The sequence below is a fragment of the Actinomycetes bacterium genome, from assembly GCA_035506535.1.
Lineage (GTDB): Bacteria > Actinomycetota > Actinomycetes > DATJPE01 > DATJPE01 > DATJPE01.
In genome coordinates this window covers 12,093-26,829 of the sequence record DATJPE010000029.1, presented here as the reverse complement: position 1 = coordinate 26,829, position 14,737 = coordinate 12,093, and the positions used below count along the sequence as shown (strand labels likewise).

Here is a 14,737-nt window from a genome sequence, read left to right as displayed (position 1 = left end):
CCTCGTCACGACGACCACCTCAGACCATCGCGAACGACTCGTGGTGGAGCCGCTGCTCGGGCACCCCGAGCCGGCGGGCGGCGTCGAAGACGGCCGTGGAGAAGGACTCCGGCCCGCAGACGTACACGTCGGCCCGGCGGATCTCCGGCGCCAGCCGTTGGAGCTCGGCGGCGTCCAGCGGGTGCTGGCTGCGGTCCCCCTCGAGGTACCAGAGGCGCCACCCGCGCGCCGTCACCAGCGCCTCGAGCTCGGCGCGCAAGGGCGCCGAGTCGACGCGCGGCACGCGGAAGAGCAGGGTCACGCTGACGCCGGGGGGCAGCTCGTCGAGCAGCGAACGTATCGGCGCGATCCCGGCCCCTCCGGCGATCGCGACCACGCTGTCACTGCTGCGGGTGTCGGCGGTGAACACGCCGTACGGGCCTTCGGCCAGCACCCGTGTCCCGACGCGGAGCCGGGCGAGGTCGTGGCTGTGGTCCCCGAGCCCCTTGACCGTGATGCGCAGGGTACGGCCGTCCGGCGCCGCGGACAGCGAGTACGGGTGCGCCTGCCACCACCACTCTCGGGTCAGGAAGCGCCAGCCGAAGTACTGCCCGCCACGCGCGCGCAGCGCGTGCAGGTCCCGACCGGAGACGTACACGCTCACCACCTGGGGCGACTCCCGGACGACGGCGGCGACCCGCAGCCGGTGCCGGGTCGAGCGAAGGACCGGAAGGACGACGCGGTAGCCGACGAGCGCGGCTGCGACCACCAGGTAGAGCCCGGTCCACGCCCAGCGGGCCAGGTCGTGGCCGGGGAAGACGGTGCCGTTGGTGACCTGGTGGCCGAAGGCGAGGCCGACCGCGAGGTAGAAGTACAGGTGGCTGACCCACCAGGTCTCGTAGCTCATCAGCCGCCGCAGCGGGCGCCAGGACACCACCCCGAGGCTCACCATCGCGACGAATGCCGCGGCCGCGGGGAGCATCCACGGGTAGCCGGTGACCAGGCTCCAGACCTCGTGCGCGAGGTCGACCCGGGCCGCGCGGGCGTACCCGACGCTCACCAGCACGACGTGCAGGCCGATGAGGACGAGGGCCCACGGCGCGAGCCGACGGTGCCAGGCGACGAGGACCTCCTGGCCGACCCGGCGCTCGAGCGCCGGCACCCGGGCCACGATGAGCAGGCAGAGCAGGCACAGGTAGGCGCCGGCGAGCGCCGCGAGGCTGCCCCCCGTCGTCGCGAGCCCGCCAGGCCCGTGCAGGGCGTACGTCGCCTGGACGCGCCAGCCGTACCCGACGACGAGCAGCCCGACGACCGCCGCGGCCGCGCCGAGCGGCCGGGCCAGGCGGTTCGAGCGCACGAGCACCCCTCCCGGCCCCGACCCGGTCCCCGCGACGCCACGCCCATCCGGCCGGGGAGATGGACGCCGCGCTCGTCGAGGAGCTCGCCGCGGCGGCGAGCGGGGGCCTGGAGGTGATCTCGACAGCCGAGCCGGGAGCAGGCGATGCCCCGATCGGGTGAGCGTGTCTGCGGAGGACCCGGCCGACGCGCGTGCGAGCAGCGGCGATGATCGAGCGGTGAGCCCCGAGATGCCCTCGCTCATCCGGCCGATGCTGGCGACGGCGGGCGAGCTGCCCAAGGGCGCGGCCGAGGCCGCCTGGGCATTCGAGATGAAGTGGGACGGCGTGCGCGCGGTCGTGTACGTCCGTGACGGCCGCGCGAGGGCCCTCAGCCGAAACGACCGGGATATCACTCCCACCTACCCGGAGGTCCAGGCGGTGGCCGACAGCCTGCGCGGTCGGGGGGCGATCGTCGACGGCGAGCTCGTCGCCGCCGGGGCCGCCGGCCGGCCGGACTTCGGCCTGCTCCAGCAGCGCATGCACGTGGTCGACCCCGGAGCCGTCCGCCGGCTGTCCGCGACCGTCCCCGTGACCTTCCTCGCCTTCGACCTGCTCTGGCTCGACGGGCGTTCCCTGCTCGACGAGTCCTACGACGCCCGCAGGACCGCCCTGGAACGTCTGGTGCCCACCGGGTCCTGGGACGTCCCACCCGCCTTCGCGGGAGCAGGGAGCGCCGCGCTGGAGGCCAGCAAGGCGGCCGGGCTCGAGGGCGTGGTGGCCAAGCGGCGGGACTCCCACTACCTGCCCGGACGGCGCTCAACCTCGTGGTTGAAGGTCAAGCACGTGCGCATGCAGGAGGTCGTGGTGGGCGGATGGCGACCGGGGCAGGGCGGGCGGGCCGGCCGGATCGGCTCGCTCCTGCTGGGCGTGCGGGGCGACGCCGGCCTGGACTACGTCGGGCACGTCGGCACCGGCTTCAGCGACGCCGCCCTCGCCGCCCTGGGCGAGGCGCTCGAGCCGTTGCGGCGGCCCACCCCACCCTTCGCCACCGCGCTGCCCCGCGAGGACGCGCGCGACGCCGTGTGGGTCGAGCCCCTGTTGGTCGGTGAGGTCTCCTACGGCGAGTGGACCTCGGCCGGACGCCTGCGCCACCCGAGCTGGCGCGGCCTGCGCCCCGACAAGGACCCCGCCGACGTCACCCGCGAACCGTAGCCCCACCTGCTCGGCCCGCCGCCTCGAACGGGCACACGGTTCCGGAGGTTTCCTAGGGAGCTCGCAGCGACAGCCGCGGCGGATGCAGCAACCGCAGGAAGCCTGTGCCCGTTCTCGGCCCCGATGGGCCTCAGGAGCCAGCGGCGGCGCGGCCCTCAGTCGAGAACGGGCGCAGGGTTCCGGAGGTTTCGTAGGGAGCTCGCGGCGAAGCCGCGGCGGATGCAGAAACCGCAGGAAGCCTGTGCCCGTTCTCGGCGTCGATGGGCCTCAGGCGCCAGCGGCGGCGAGGACGGCGCGGCGGGTCAGTACCCGGGCGAGGTGCTCCCGGTACGCCGCGTCGGCGTGCAGGTCGCTCGTCGGGTGCGTGCCGTCCGCCGCGTGCGCCGCCGCCGCCCGCACCCCGTCCGTGGTCGCCGCCACGCCGGCCAACGCCGCCTCGACCGATGCCGCACGGATCGGGGTCGCCCCCATGTTGGTCAGCCCCAGGCGGGCCTCGGCGATCGACCCGTTCGAGCGACGGACCGCCGCGGCGACGCCGACGATCGCCCACGCCTGGGCGGTGCGGTGGAACTTCTGGTAGTCGTACCCCCACCCAGCGCCGAGCTTGGGCACCCGCACCGACACCAGGACCTCGTCGGCGGCCAAGGACGTCGTGAAGTAGTCGACGAAGAAGTCCTTGGCGGCGATCGTGCGCTGGCCGGACGGGCCCTGGGCGAGGAACGCGAAGTCGAGCGCCACCGCGACGGCCGGCAGGTCCCCGGCCGGGTCGGCATGGGCGAGGGAGCCCCCGAAGGTCCCGCGGTGCCGGATGGCCGGGTCGGCGACGGTGGCCGTCGCGGCCGCGACCAGCGGGGCGTGCTCGCGGACCAGGGGGTCGTGGAGCACGGCGTGGTGCGTCGTCCCCGCGCCGACGACGAGGGCGTCACCGTCGTCGCGCACCCCCTGCATCTCGGCGACCCGGCTGCAGTCCACGAGCACGCTGGGCGCGGCGAGGCGGGTCCGAAGGAGGGGCATCAACGACTGGCCGCCGCCGAGGACCTTCGCGTCCTCCCCACCGGAGGCGAGCGCCGAGACCGCCTCCGCGACGGTCGACGCGCGGACGTAGTCGAACGAGGCCGGGATCATGCCGCACCTCCCTGGGCCGCCTGGATGGCTCTCCACACGTTCTGCGGTGACGCGGGCATGAGGACGTCGGTCACGCCGAGCGGGCGCAGGGCGTCCACCACCGCGTTCATGACCGCCGGGGTCGAGGCGATGGTCCCCGCCTCCCCGACGCCCTTGGTGCCCAAGGGGTGCGTGGTCGACGGCGTCTCCGTGCGGTCGGTGACCAGGTTCGGCAGGTCGGCCGCGCTGGGCAGCAGGTAGTCGGCGAGGGAGGCCGTGAGGAGCTGCCCGTTGCTGTCGTACACCGCGCCCTCGAAGAGGGCCTGCCCGATGCCCTGGACGATGCCCCCATGGACCTGACCCTCGACGATCATCGGGTTGATCGTGCGGCCGATGTCGTCGACGGCGACGTACGAGCGGATACGGACCAGGCCCGTCTCGGTGTCGACCTCGACAGCGCACAGATGGGTCCCGTGCGGGAAGGAGAAGTCGGCCGGATCGACCGTGGCCTCACCGGACAGCGTCGGGTCCATGCCGTCGGGCAGGTTGTGCGCGGAGAACGCCTCGAAAGCCACGGCCTGGATCGTCGTCGACTTCTCGGGGTCGCCCTTGACGCGGAAGGCGCCGTCGACGAACTCGAGATCGTCCGGGTTGGCCTCCATCTGGTGAGCAGCGATCACCCGGGCCTTGTCGACGACCTTCTCCGCCGCCCGCTTGATGGCCTGACCCCCCACGGCGAGTGAGCGCGAGCCATAGGTGTCCATGCCGTACGGGGCCCGGCCGGTGTCGCCGTGCACCACCTCGATGTCCTCGACCGGGATCCCGAGGTAGTCGCTGGCGATCTGGCTCCATGACGTCTCGTGGCCCTGGCCGTGGGGTGAGGTCCCCGTGATGAGCTCGACCTTGCCGAGCGGGAGCACGCGGATCGTGCAGCTCTCCCAGCCGCCGGCGACGTACTTCAGTGACGCCAGGACGCGCGACGGCGCAAGGCCGCACATCTCGGTATAGGTCGAGATGCCGATCCCCAGCTGTACCGGGTCGTTGTCGGCCCGGCGCTTGGCCTGCTCCGCGCGCAGCGCGTCGTATCCGAACAGCTCGACGGCGCGGTCGGTCGCCGCCTCGTAGTTGCCGCTGTCATAGGTCAGGCCCGCGATCGTGGTGAAGGGGAACTCCTCGTGCCTGATCCAGTTCTGCTTGCGCAGCTCCAAGGGCTCCCGCCCGAGCTCGGCCGCGAGCTCGTCGACGATGCGCTCGATCGCGTACGTCGCCTCCGGGCGCCCAGCACCCCGGTAGGCGTCGGTCGGCGTCGTCGTCGTGAACACGCCGGTGCACCGGAAGTCCAGTGCCTCCATCTTGTAGATCGCGTTGTACATGAACATGCCGAGCAGCGGGATGCCGGGGGTGATGATCTGCAGGTAGGCCCCCATGTTCGCGAGGAGGTCGACCTTCAGACCGAGGATGGTGCCGTCGCTCTTCGCGCAGATCTCGATGTCCTGGATCTGGTCGCGGCCGTGGTGGGTGGCCACGGTGTTCTCGCTGCGGCTCTCCGTCCACCGCACCGGACGGCCGAGCTTGTTCGCGATGACGGTCGCGAGCAGCTCCTCGCGGTAGTACTGCAGCTTCGAGCCGAAGCCGCCCCCGACGTCGGGAGCGATGATGCGCAGCTTGTTCTCCGGGATCCCGGTCGTGAGGGACAGCAGCACGCGCACGATGTGCGGGATCTGCGTGGACGACCACAGCGTGATCTCGCCCGTCGCACCGAGCGGGGAGGCGATGACCGCGCGGGGCTCCATCGGGGACGGGATGAGCCGTTGCTGGACGAATCGGCGCGACACGACGACGTCGGCCTTGGCCTTGGCGGCGGCGTAGTCGCCACCGGTGAGCGTGGCGGTGTAGCACTTGTTCGTGCCCGCGGCGCCGTGCACGAGCGGCGACCCCGACGCGAGCGCCGCCTCCATGTCGACGACCGCCGGCAGCTCGTCGTAGTCGACGTCGATCGCGTCCAGAGCGTCCGCAGCCGCGTAGCGGCTGGTCGCCAGCACGACGGCGACGCAGTCGCCGACGTGGCGGACCTCGTCCGTCGCGAGCGCTGGGAAGTCCGGCATCACGATGTCGTCGGTCACCGGCCACACGCAGGGGATCTTGCCGTTGAGGTCCCCGAGCTCCGCCGCCCCGAACGCCGCGACCACGCCAGGGCGCTGCAGCGCCGCCGAGACGTCCAGCCGTGCGACCCGCGCGTGCGCGACCGGGCTGCGAAGGATCTCCATGTGCAGCTCACCGCCGACGGTGAGGTTGTCGGTCCACTGCGTCGCGCCGGTCAGCAGGTGCGCGTCCTCCTTGCGACGGACGGGGCTGCCGATCGCGGTCGCGCGCTCGACGGTCTCGGTCATCGCTCCGCCCCCTCCGCCATCGCGGCAGCCGCGGCCTGGACGGACTTCACGATGTTCTGATACCCGGTACAGCGACAGAGGTTGCCCTCGAGCCCCTCACGGATCTCCTGCTCTGTCGGGGTCGGGTTCTCCGAGAGCAGGTCGACCGCCGCGAGCACCATGCCAGGGGTGCAGTAGCCGCATTGCAGCCCGTGGCACTCCCTGAAGGCCGTCTGGACCGGATGCCATTCCCCGTTGGCCAGCCCCTGGATCGTGGTGACCCGAGTGCCGTCTGCCTGGACGGCGAGGACACTGCACGACTTCGCGCTGCGGCCGTCGATGAGGACCGTGCAGGTCCCGCAGTTGGAGGTGTCGCACCCGATCGGGGTGCCGCCCTTGCCGAGCGAGTCACGAAGCCAGTGCACGAGCAGGAGCCGCGGCTCCACGTCGTCCTCGTGGCGGACACCGTCGACGTTGACGCTGATCCGGACCATGGCCACTCCATCGTGGTTGGCAGGCTGTGGCCGGACTCTATGTCGGAAAAGTCATCACCGCCACGCATCGCGAGGGATCACGTCGGGCGTCCGTCACGGATCGCGCGCAGGACCTCCTCGACGGCGCGCACCGAGTGCCCGCTGACCAGCGAGTCAACATAGGGCAGCACGGCTGCCATCCCGCCGGTGAGCGGGCGAAAGCCCGCGGCCGCCACGCGCGGGTTGACCCAGACGACGTGATTCGCGAGGCGGGACAAGCGTTCCATCGATTCGCGCAGCACCTCTGGCGACCCGTGCTCCCAGCCGTCGGAGACGATGACGACCACCGCGCCGCGGGCCAGCCCGCGTCGGCCGTGCTGGTCGAGGAACGCGGCCAGCGCCGCCCCGATCCTGGTGCCGCCCGACCAGTCCGGGGCTCCTGCCGCAACTGCGGCATAGGACTGGTCAGTTCTGCCGTAGCTGAGGAGACGAGTCAGGCGTGTCAGCCGCGTCGCGAACACGAAGGCCTCTGCGTCGAGGGATCGGACCGCCCCACGCATCAGATGCAGGTACACCCGCGCGTACGGCTGCATCGACCCCGACACGTCCGCGATGAGGACGAGCCGACGCGGGCGCTGGCGTCGCTTGCGGCGTACCAGCCGGACCGGGTCCCCCGCCGTCGACCTCGCTGCCCGCACACTCGCGCGGACGTCGATGCGGCGTCCGCGCGGATGGCGCCGAGAGCGCCGCGTCTCGCGAAGCGGCACCTCGACGGGGAGCCGGCTGACCAGCGCGGCGAGCAGCTGCAGCTCCTCAGGGGTGCAGCGCGCGAAGTGCACGTCGTGCAGCCGCTCGGTGTCGTCGACGGCCGGCAGAGCCGCCGGCTGGTCGTCGACGGCGGACTGCGGCTGCTCTCCTCCCAGCCGGACGTCGGCGCGCGCCCGGCCGAGCGAAGGACCCGCCTCGTCGTCGTCGACGGCGGCGCGGGGGCGGGGCCGACCTCGGTCAGGCCCGCCCGGCTCGTCGACCTCGCCCGCCGCCGCGCCGAACACCTCCGCGAACACCCGGTCGTACACCGGCAGGTCCGAGCGCGAGGACACCAGGGTGACGCGCCCGACCCAGTAGAGCGCACCGAGGGCGGCCGGCGCGGCGACGAGGACGCCACGAGCGAAGGTCGCGCTGCGCTCGGGCGTCACCGGGACACCGGCCTCGTGCAGGCGCCGCCCGAACGCCGCCGCCGTCTCGGCGAGGTCAGGCACCGGCCACCCAGGCCAGCCCGCGCTCCTGGGCCAGCTCGAGGTCCTCGCGGTACTTCAGGGCCGAGCCCAGGGTGCGCCCGACGGCCGCCTCGTCCAGCGGGCCGAGCCCGAGCACGGTGAGCGCACGCAGCCAGTCGACCGCCTCGGCGACACCGGGCGGCTTCTGCAGGTCCAGGTCGCGCAGCCGGCCGACGGCTGCCGCCACCTGACCGGCCAGCTCGACGTCGGCCTGCGGCACGCGCAGTCGCACGATGGCCGTCGCGCGGTCCAGTCCGGGGTAGTCGATCCAGTGGTAGAGGCAGCGCCGCTTGAGCGCGTCGTGCAGGTCCCTCGTGCGGTTCGACGTCAGCACCACCACGGGTGCCACGTGGGCCCGGACGGTGCCGAGCTCCGGGATGGTCACCGAGGACTCGGCGAGCAGCTCGAGGAGGAACGCCTCGAACTCCTCATCGGCACGATCGACCTCGTCGACGAGCAGGACGGCGGGCCTCGGTCCAGGGTGCTCCACCGCGCGAAGCAGCGGCCGCTCGACGAGGTACTCGCGCGAGAACAGGTCGCCCTCGCTGAGCGCGCGACCCTGCGCCTCCGCGAGGCGGATGCCCAGCAGCTGGCGCGGGTAGTTCCACTCGTAGAGGGCCTCGGCGGCGTCGATGCCCTCGTAGCACTGCAGGCGCAGCAGGGGCGTGTCGAGCATGGTCGCGAGCGCCACGGCGGCGTGCGTCTTGCCGACGCCCGCCTCGCCCTCGAGCAGGACCGGCTGCGGCAGGCGGACGGCGAGGTGGAGCGCCGTGGCCAGTCCGAGGTCGGCCAGATACCCCACCTGAGCCAGCCGTCGGGCAGTGGTCTCCGGGTCCGGGACCAGGTCGGCGAGATCGTCCAAGGTCACCGGGCCCGTCGCAGGACCCGCCAGACGATGAGGAGCACGACGGCTCCCGCCAGCACGGGCAGCAGCCTCTTCAGCACCGGCGTCCCGGCGGCCTGCAGGAGGTCGATCGCCTCCTCGCGGCGAGGCTGCGGCGCGGCGGCGGGCCCAGCCTCGCCGGCCTGGGCCGGCGGGGCGCTCGGGAGCTCGCCACCGGCAGCGCCCACCTCGGGCGCAGGCGTCTCTCCCGGCGCCGGCGCTGCCATCAGGTCCGAGAGGTTCGCCGCGAACTGGTCGATGATGCGGCCGGCGACGTCCTGCATGACCCCCCGGCCGAACTGCGCCGGGCGTCCGGTGATCGCCAGGTCGGTCGTGACGTCCACTCGGGTGCGCCCGGGCTCCTCCTCGACGAGCTGGGTGTGGATCAGTGCCTTGGCCGTGCTGGAGCCCCGGCTGTCCTTGCCGGCGGCCTCGATGACCGCTCGGTGCGACGCGGGGTCGAGCTCCACGAACTTGCCGGTGCCGCCGTACGTCATCGTGACCGGACCCAGCTTCACCTTCACCGTCCCGGAGAAGGTGTCGCCCTCGCGACCGGTCAGGCTCGCGCCGGGCAGGCAGGGCGCGACCGCCTCGAGCTCGAGCAGCTTGGCCCACGCGTCGTCCACCGGCGCGGGCACGACGAAGGAGTTCTGCAGATCCACGGATCCTCCGATCAAGGCGTCCGATCAAGGCGGCGATGTCCTTCGGTGCGTCGGAAACGGGTCCGCGCACCTGCGTTGCACCGTAAGCCTCGAGCGTCTCCTCCGCGAGTGCGTCTCCTCCGCTGGTACCCAACGACGTCGTGCTGGTGCATCGCGTTGGCAGCGCGGCGACGTGAAGCGCACACTCGTCACACGTCCCGTACGACGAGGTCGGAGGCTCGATGCGCGACATCCTGCCCGCACTGCTCGAGGCGTGGTCGCGCGACGAACCGGTCGGGCTGGCCACGGTGGTGCGCACCTGGCGGTCCGCCCCGCGCCCGGCCGGCGCCTCGATGCTCGTGACGGCGACCGGCGAGGCGGTCGGCTCGGTGAGCGGCGGGTGCGTCGAGGGCGCGGTCTACGAGCTCGCGACCGAGATCCGCGAAAGCGGTCTGCCCCAGCGTGTGACGTACGGCATCAGCGACGACTCGGCGTTCGAGGTCGGCCTCACCTGCGGAGGCATCCTCGAGCTCTTCGTCGAGCGCGTCGACCCCGTCACGTGGCCCGAGCTGGCGGGCTTCGCACGCAGTGTCGAGCTGCACGAGGCGGTGGCGGTGGCCACTGTCGTGCAGGGTCCGCCGGAGCGCCTCGGCCGGCACCTGCTCGTGCGCGAGGGGCGGGTCGAGGGCGGCACCGGGTCGGCCCGGCTGGACGCCGCGGTGACCGACGACGCCCTCGGGATGCTCCGGTCGGGGACCACCGGGTTCCTGCGCTACGGCGTGGACGGCCAACGCCTCGAAGGCGAGCTGGAGGTCTTCGTCTCCTGCTTCGCCCCGCCCCCGCGCCTGATCGTGTTCGGAGCCATCGACTTCGCCGCGGCGCTCGCCCGCGCGGGGAAGTTCCTCGGCTTCCACGTCACGGTCTGCGACGCCCGACCGGTGTTCGCGACCACCAAGCGCTTCCCCGACGCCGACGAGGTGGTCGTCGACTGGCCACATCGGTGGCTGGCCACCCAGCAGGTCGACGAGCGCACGGTGATCTGCGTGCTGACGCACGACCCGAAGTTCGACGTACCGGCCCTGGAGGTGGCGCTGCGCACCCCGGCCGCCTATGTCGGGGCGATGGGTTCGCGCCGCACCCACGAGGACCGCCTGGCCCGGCTCCGCGAGGCGGGCGTGACCGAGGAGCAGTCGAAGCGGCTGCACTCCCCGATCGGCCTCGATATCGGTGCCCGTACCCCGGAGGAGACCGCGATCTCCATCCTCGCGGAAGTGGTCCGGGAGCGGTGGGGGGGCAGCGGCCGCTCGCTGGCGGAGTCCGACGGCCCCATCCACGTCGGCGTCGCGCGTTGACCCAGGCGACGGCCACGGCGGGCCTGGTGCTCGCCGCGGGCGCCGGGCGCCGGTACGGCGGCCCGAAGGCGCCCGTCGTCGTCGACGGCGAGCGGCTGGTGGACCGCTCCGTGCGGACCCTGCGCGAGGCCGGCTGCGATCCCGTCGTGGTGGTCCTCGGCGCGTGGCGCGGCGACGTGCCGGCCGCCGACGTCGTGGACAACGACGGGTGGGAGGAGGGCCTCGGCTCCTCGCTGCGGGTCGGGCTCGAGGCGCTCGAGGCCTCGCCCGCCCAGCGGGTCCTGGTGACCCTCGTCGACCTACCGGGCCTGACGGTGGCGGCGGTGGAACGAGTCGCCGCGGTGGACGCCGGGCTCGTCGCCGCGACGTACGACGGACGACGCGGGCATCCGGTCCTGATCAGCCGGGCGCACTGGGCGGGGGTCCGCGCCGGCGCACGCGGCGACCGCGGGGCACGCGACTACCTCGACGCCCACCGGGACGAGCTCCTGCTGGTGGAGGTCGGTGACGTCGCCGACGACGAGGATCTCGACGTCCCCACTCCCGGCTGAGCCCCGACTTCTCCGACGCATCCCCGCGACGAGCTCACGTGGACGTCGGAAAAGTCGGGACCGCACGGGCTAGGGTCCGAGCGTGACCGAGGGTTTCGCGGACTTCGACGGGTTCCGGACGTGGTATCGGGTGGAGGGGGACCTGCGGCCCGGCGACCCAGCGGTTCCCGCGCCGCTCGTCGTCCTCCATGGCGGACCGGGGGCGACGCACGAGTACCTCGTGCCCCTCGCCGACCTCGCGTCCGACGGGCGGGCCGTGGTCCTCTACGACCAGCTGGGGAACGGCAACTCCACCCACCTGCCCCAGCGCGGTGCCGACTTCTGGACCGTCGAGTTGTTCGTGCGCGAGCTCGCGAACCTGGTGGGCCAGCTGCGGATCGACGAGCGCTTCCACGTGCTCGGCCAGTCCTGGGGCGGCTTCCTCGCCCAGGAGTACGCCTTCACGCAGCCGCCGGGGCTGCGCTCGCTGGTGCTCTCGAACTCCGCCGCGAGCTTCCCCGACTTCGTGTCCGTGGCCAACCGGCTGCGCAGCGAGCTGCCACCGGGGGTCGACGACACGCTGCGCCGCCACGAGGAAGCGGGCACGACCGACGACCCCGAGTACGCGGCGGCGTGCGACGTCTTCTACCGCCGCCACCTGCTGCGAGTCGACCCGTGGCCGGAGCCCGTCGTCCGTAGCTTCGCCGCCATCGAGTCGGACCCGACCGTCTACCACACGATGAACGGGCCGTCGGAGTTCCACGTCATCGGCAGCATCAAGGACTGGACCTCGCTCGGCCGGCTGGACCTGATCCGCGTCCCGACCCTGGTGCTCTGCGGGCGCTACGACGAGGCTGCCCCCGAGCTGCAGGAACCCCTCCTCGCCGGCATCGCGGACAGCCGGCTGCACATCTTCGAGGAGGGCTCGCACCTGCCCATGTGGGAGCAGCGCGAGGAGTACATGGCCGTGGTGGGCGATTTCCTGGCCGGCCACGACTGACGACCTGTCAGACGTCTCGTGCGCCCTGGCGCACGAGACGTCTGACAGGTTCAGGTGAGCCGGTGTGCCGCGGCTGCGATGCGCTCGTCGGTCGCGGTCAGCGCCACCCGGACGTACGTCGAGGCGGTGGCGCCGTAGAAGTCCCCCGGCGCGACGAGGACGCCCCGTTCGGCGAGCCAGCGCAACGTCGCCCGGCCGTCCTCGCCACGCGTCACCCACAGGTAGAGGCCGGCCTCGGAGTGCTCGACGCTCAGCCCGGCCTTGGTCAGCGCCTCGAGGAGGACGGCGCGGCGGCGCTCGTAGCGCGCCCGCTGCGCCGCCACGTGCTCATCGTCCGCGAGAGCGGCGGCGGCGGCCTGCTGGACCGGGGTAGGGACGAGCAGGCCCGTGTGCCGCCGGATCTGCAGCAGCTGGGCGAGCAGGCGCGGGTCCCCCGCGACGAACGCGGCCCGGTAGCCGGCGAGATTGGACCGCTTCGACAGCGAGTGCACGGCGAGCAGGCCGTCGACGGAGTCCCCGCACACCGACGGGTGCAGGATCGACACCGGCCGGGCCGTCCACCCCAGCTCGCAGTAGCACTCGTCGGAGGCGACGACGCATCCGCGCTCGCGGGCCCAGGCGACCACCTTCGCGAGGTGCTCGGCGGGCAGCACCCGGCCTGTCGGGTTGCTCGGCGAGTTCACCCAGAGCAGGCGCGGCGAGGCCGGCCCGAGTGCCGTGAGTGAGTCGCTGGCGACGACCCGCGCCCCGGCCAGCAGCGCGCCGACCGCATAGGTCGGGTACGCCACCTCGGGGACCACGACGGTGTCGGAGGCACCGATTCCCAGCCACAGCGGCAGGTGCGCGACGAGCTCCTTGGAGCCGATCGTCGGCAGGACCTGCGTGCCCGGGTCGACACCGGGTACGCCGAGGCGCCGGGCCAGCCAGGACGCGGCGGCCTCGCGGAACTCGGAGGTCCCCAGCGCGGTGGGGTACCCCGGGCTGTCGCTGGCCGCTCGCAGCGCCTCCTGGACCACGGCCGGCACCGGGTCCACGGGGGTGCCCACCGACAGGTCGACCTCGCCGTCGGGGTGCGCCCGCGCGAGGGCGGCGTCCTCGGCGATGGTGTCCCAGGGGAAGTCGGGCAGCCGGGCCGCCAGCCCCTGGTCAGACGCGTTCAGTGCTCGTCGTGCTGCTGCGGCGGGAGCGCGGCGACGTACGGGTGATCCTTGTTGATCTTGCCGAGCTTGGAGGCGCCGCCGGGTGAACCCAGGTCGTCGAAGAACTCCACGTTGGCCTTGTGGAACTCCTTCCACTCCTCGGGTACGTCGTCCTCGTAGAAGATCGCCTCGACCGGGCAGACGGGCTCGCACGCCCCGCAGTCCACGCACTCGTCAGGGTGGATGTAGAGCATCCGCTCGCCCTCGTAGATGCAGTCGACCGGGCACTCCTCGATGCACGCCTTGTCGAGCAGGTCAACGCACGGCAGCGCGATGACGTAGGTCACGATCCCTCCCAGGGACGCACGCGGGGCTTCGGGTCCGCGCTCTGCGGGGCATTGTGCCCCATGCCCCGACCGCGCCACCCGAGCACCCGGTCGGCGCGCGAGATCCGGGCCGCGACGTGCCGTCAGCCGGAGCTGATCCCCGAGAGCCGGGCGTTGTCGATGACGACCGCGGCGGGCTGCTCGACCAGACGCAGGGTCGACAGCGAGGCCTCCCCGAACGCGCTCTTCACCGCACTGGACAGCGCGAGCACGCCGACCACCCGGCCGCGAGCCCGCAGGGGCATCGACAAGAAGGTGGCCATGTCGCCCTCGTCGTCGGCCCCGAGCAGGTGGTCCGGGTCCGCCAGGCGCGGCTGCAGGTCGTGCACCTCGACGTGCTCCCCGGTGACCTGTGACGCGGCGTCGGCGACGGCGGCGAACAGCTCCGCGTACTGCCGGTGCGAGGTCTCGCGGGCGACGGTGAGGTAGGTGCTGCGGTCGTCGAGCATGAGCAGCGCGGCGAGGTCGTAGTCGACGATCGCGCCGATCACCCCGAGGACGGCGGCGACGGTCTCCTCGAAGCCGTGGACGTCGGCCGCGATGGCCGTCATGTCCGCCGCGACCTGGGCCTCGAACAGCTTGCGGTCCAGCAGGTCGCAGACCCGCCCGAAGACGGCGTCGTCGGACAGCTCAAGCGGGTCGGGGGTCAGCCGCGCGCGCCCGCCGCGCTTGTCGTCGGCCGCCGTCCGCAGCTCGAGGAGGGTGTCGATGAGGTCGGGCGCCTCGAAGTCCTTGGTGATGAACGCGTCGGCGCCGACGTGCCGGCCCCAGTACCGGTCGCTGGCGGCGTCGAGGGAGGTCAGCAGCAGCACCGGGATGTCCGCCGTCTGCCAGTCGTCCTTGATCAGCCGCGCCGCGACGTACCCCGAGACGCGAGGCATCTGGACATCGAGGATCACGGCGTCCGGCTGGTGCTGGAAGACCGCCTGCACCGCCTGGACGCCGTCCTCGGCCATCACCACGGTGTAGCCCGCGCGGCCGAGCACCGTTCCGACGATGCGGCGCAGGGTCGGGCTGTCGTCGGCGATGACCACGGTGGGCATGAGGCGTGTCCT

At 72.9% G+C, this 14,737-nt stretch carries 14 protein-coding genes; 4 read left to right on the top strand and 10 right to left on the bottom strand.

Annotated elements, in window-relative coordinates:
* Positions 1-19 precede the first annotated feature (19 nt).
* Positions 20-1,336 (bottom strand): ferredoxin reductase family protein, encoded by a 1,317-nt coding sequence (locus VMI11_03595; GenBank protein ID HTY71491.1) that lies wholly within the window; start codon positions 1,334-1,336, stop codon positions 20-22.
* Between the two features lie 217 nt (positions 1,337-1,553).
* Between VMI11_03595 and ligD the strand changes: the two genes are divergently transcribed.
* A complete protein-coding gene (ligD, locus tag VMI11_03590; GenBank protein ID HTY71490.1) occupies positions 1,554-2,528 on the top strand; it encodes a non-homologous end-joining DNA ligase in 975 nt (324 codons plus the stop codon).
* Positions 2,529-2,795: 267 nt separating this feature from the next.
* Here the strand turns inward: ligD and VMI11_03585 are convergent, their stop codons facing one another.
* The 6 genes from VMI11_03585 to VMI11_03560 form a co-directional block, all read right to left on the bottom strand.
* Positions 2,796-3,653, bottom strand: coding sequence for a xanthine dehydrogenase family protein subunit M (locus tag VMI11_03585; GenBank protein ID HTY71489.1), 858 nt, complete (start codon positions 3,651-3,653; stop codon positions 2,796-2,798).
* Complete coding sequence (locus tag VMI11_03580) at positions 3,650-6,022, bottom strand: xanthine dehydrogenase family protein molybdopterin-binding subunit (GenBank protein HTY71488.1); 2,373 nt, start codon at positions 6,020-6,022, stop codon at positions 3,650-3,652. Before VMI11_03580 ends, VMI11_03585 begins: the two co-directional genes overlap by 4 nt.
* A complete protein-coding gene (locus tag VMI11_03575) occupies positions 6,019-6,495 on the bottom strand; it encodes a (2Fe-2S)-binding protein (protein HTY71487.1) in 477 nt (158 codons plus the stop codon). Before VMI11_03575 ends, VMI11_03580 begins: the two co-directional genes overlap by 4 nt.
* A gap of 77 nt (positions 6,496-6,572) precedes the next feature.
* On the bottom strand, positions 6,573-7,733 hold the full coding sequence (locus VMI11_03570) for a VWA domain-containing protein (protein ID HTY71486.1): 1,161 nt from the start codon (positions 7,731-7,733) through the stop codon (positions 6,573-6,575).
* Positions 7,726-8,595 (bottom strand): MoxR family ATPase, encoded by an 870-nt coding sequence (locus tag VMI11_03565; protein ID HTY71485.1) that lies wholly within the window; start codon positions 8,593-8,595, stop codon positions 7,726-7,728. The genes VMI11_03570 and VMI11_03565 overlap by 8 nt, the downstream gene beginning before the upstream one ends.
* A gap of 20 nt (positions 8,596-8,615) precedes the next feature.
* A complete protein-coding gene (locus VMI11_03560; protein HTY71484.1) occupies positions 8,616-9,296 on the bottom strand; it encodes an SRPBCC family protein in 681 nt (226 codons plus the stop codon).
* 221 nt (positions 9,297-9,517) lie between these two features.
* Here VMI11_03560 and VMI11_03555 point away from each other — a divergent pair, with 221 nt between their 5' ends.
* The 3 genes from VMI11_03555 (at position 9,518) to VMI11_03545 (ending at position 12,157) form a co-directional block, all read left to right on the top strand.
* Positions 9,518-10,627, top strand: a complete 1,110-nt coding sequence (locus tag VMI11_03555) for an XdhC/CoxI family protein (GenBank protein ID HTY71483.1) — start codon at positions 9,518-9,520, stop codon at positions 10,625-10,627.
* Entirely contained in the window at positions 10,624-11,178 is a 555-nt protein-coding gene (locus VMI11_03550; GenBank protein ID HTY71482.1) for a nucleotidyltransferase family protein, read from the top strand. The genes VMI11_03555 and VMI11_03550 overlap by 4 nt, the downstream gene beginning before the upstream one ends.
* An 82-nt stretch (positions 11,179-11,260) precedes the next feature.
* The gene (locus tag VMI11_03545; GenBank protein HTY71481.1) at positions 11,261-12,157 is read left to right on the top strand and encodes a proline iminopeptidase-family hydrolase; all 897 of its coding nucleotides are present in this window, start codon (positions 11,261-11,263) and stop codon (positions 12,155-12,157) included.
* 50 nt (positions 12,158-12,207) lie between these two features.
* Here VMI11_03545 and dapC read toward each other — a convergent pair whose 3' ends face one another.
* The 3 genes from dapC to VMI11_03530 all read right to left on the bottom strand — a co-directional run bounded on the left by dapC (position 12,208) and on the right by VMI11_03530 (position 14,725).
* Complete coding sequence (gene dapC / locus VMI11_03540; protein HTY71480.1) at positions 12,208-13,296, bottom strand: succinyldiaminopimelate transaminase; 1,089 nt, start codon at positions 13,294-13,296, stop codon at positions 12,208-12,210.
* Between the two features lie 17 nt (positions 13,297-13,313).
* On the bottom strand, positions 13,314-13,643 hold the full coding sequence (fdxA, locus tag VMI11_03535) for a ferredoxin (protein ID HTY71479.1): 330 nt from the start codon (positions 13,641-13,643) through the stop codon (positions 13,314-13,316).
* Between the two features lie 122 nt (positions 13,644-13,765).
* Positions 13,766-14,725: a response regulator gene (locus tag VMI11_03530; GenBank protein HTY71478.1), complete on the bottom strand. Its 960-nt coding sequence runs from the start codon at positions 14,723-14,725 to the stop codon at positions 13,766-13,768.
* Positions 14,726-14,737: the final 12 nt, after the last annotated feature.

What these genes read in the sequence shown, in the direction of transcription:
- VMI11_03530 (HTY71478.1), bottom strand. Translation starts at nt 14,725, where the DNA reads ATGCCCACCGTGGTCATCGCCGACGACAGCCCGACCCTGCGCCGCATC.
- VMI11_03580 (HTY71488.1), bottom strand. Translation starts at nt 6,022, where the DNA reads ATGACCGAGACCGTCGAGCGCGCGACCGCGATCGGCAGCCCCGTCCGT.
- VMI11_03585 (HTY71489.1), bottom strand. Translation starts at nt 3,653, where the DNA reads ATGATCCCGGCCTCGTTCGACTACGTCCGCGCGTCGACCGTCGCGGAG.
- VMI11_03575 (HTY71487.1), bottom strand. Translation starts at nt 6,495, where the DNA reads ATGGTCCGGATCAGCGTCAACGTCGACGGTGTCCGCCACGAGGACGAC.
- VMI11_03555 (HTY71483.1), top strand. Translation starts at nt 9,518, where the DNA reads ATGCGCGACATCCTGCCCGCACTGCTCGAGGCGTGGTCGCGCGACGAA.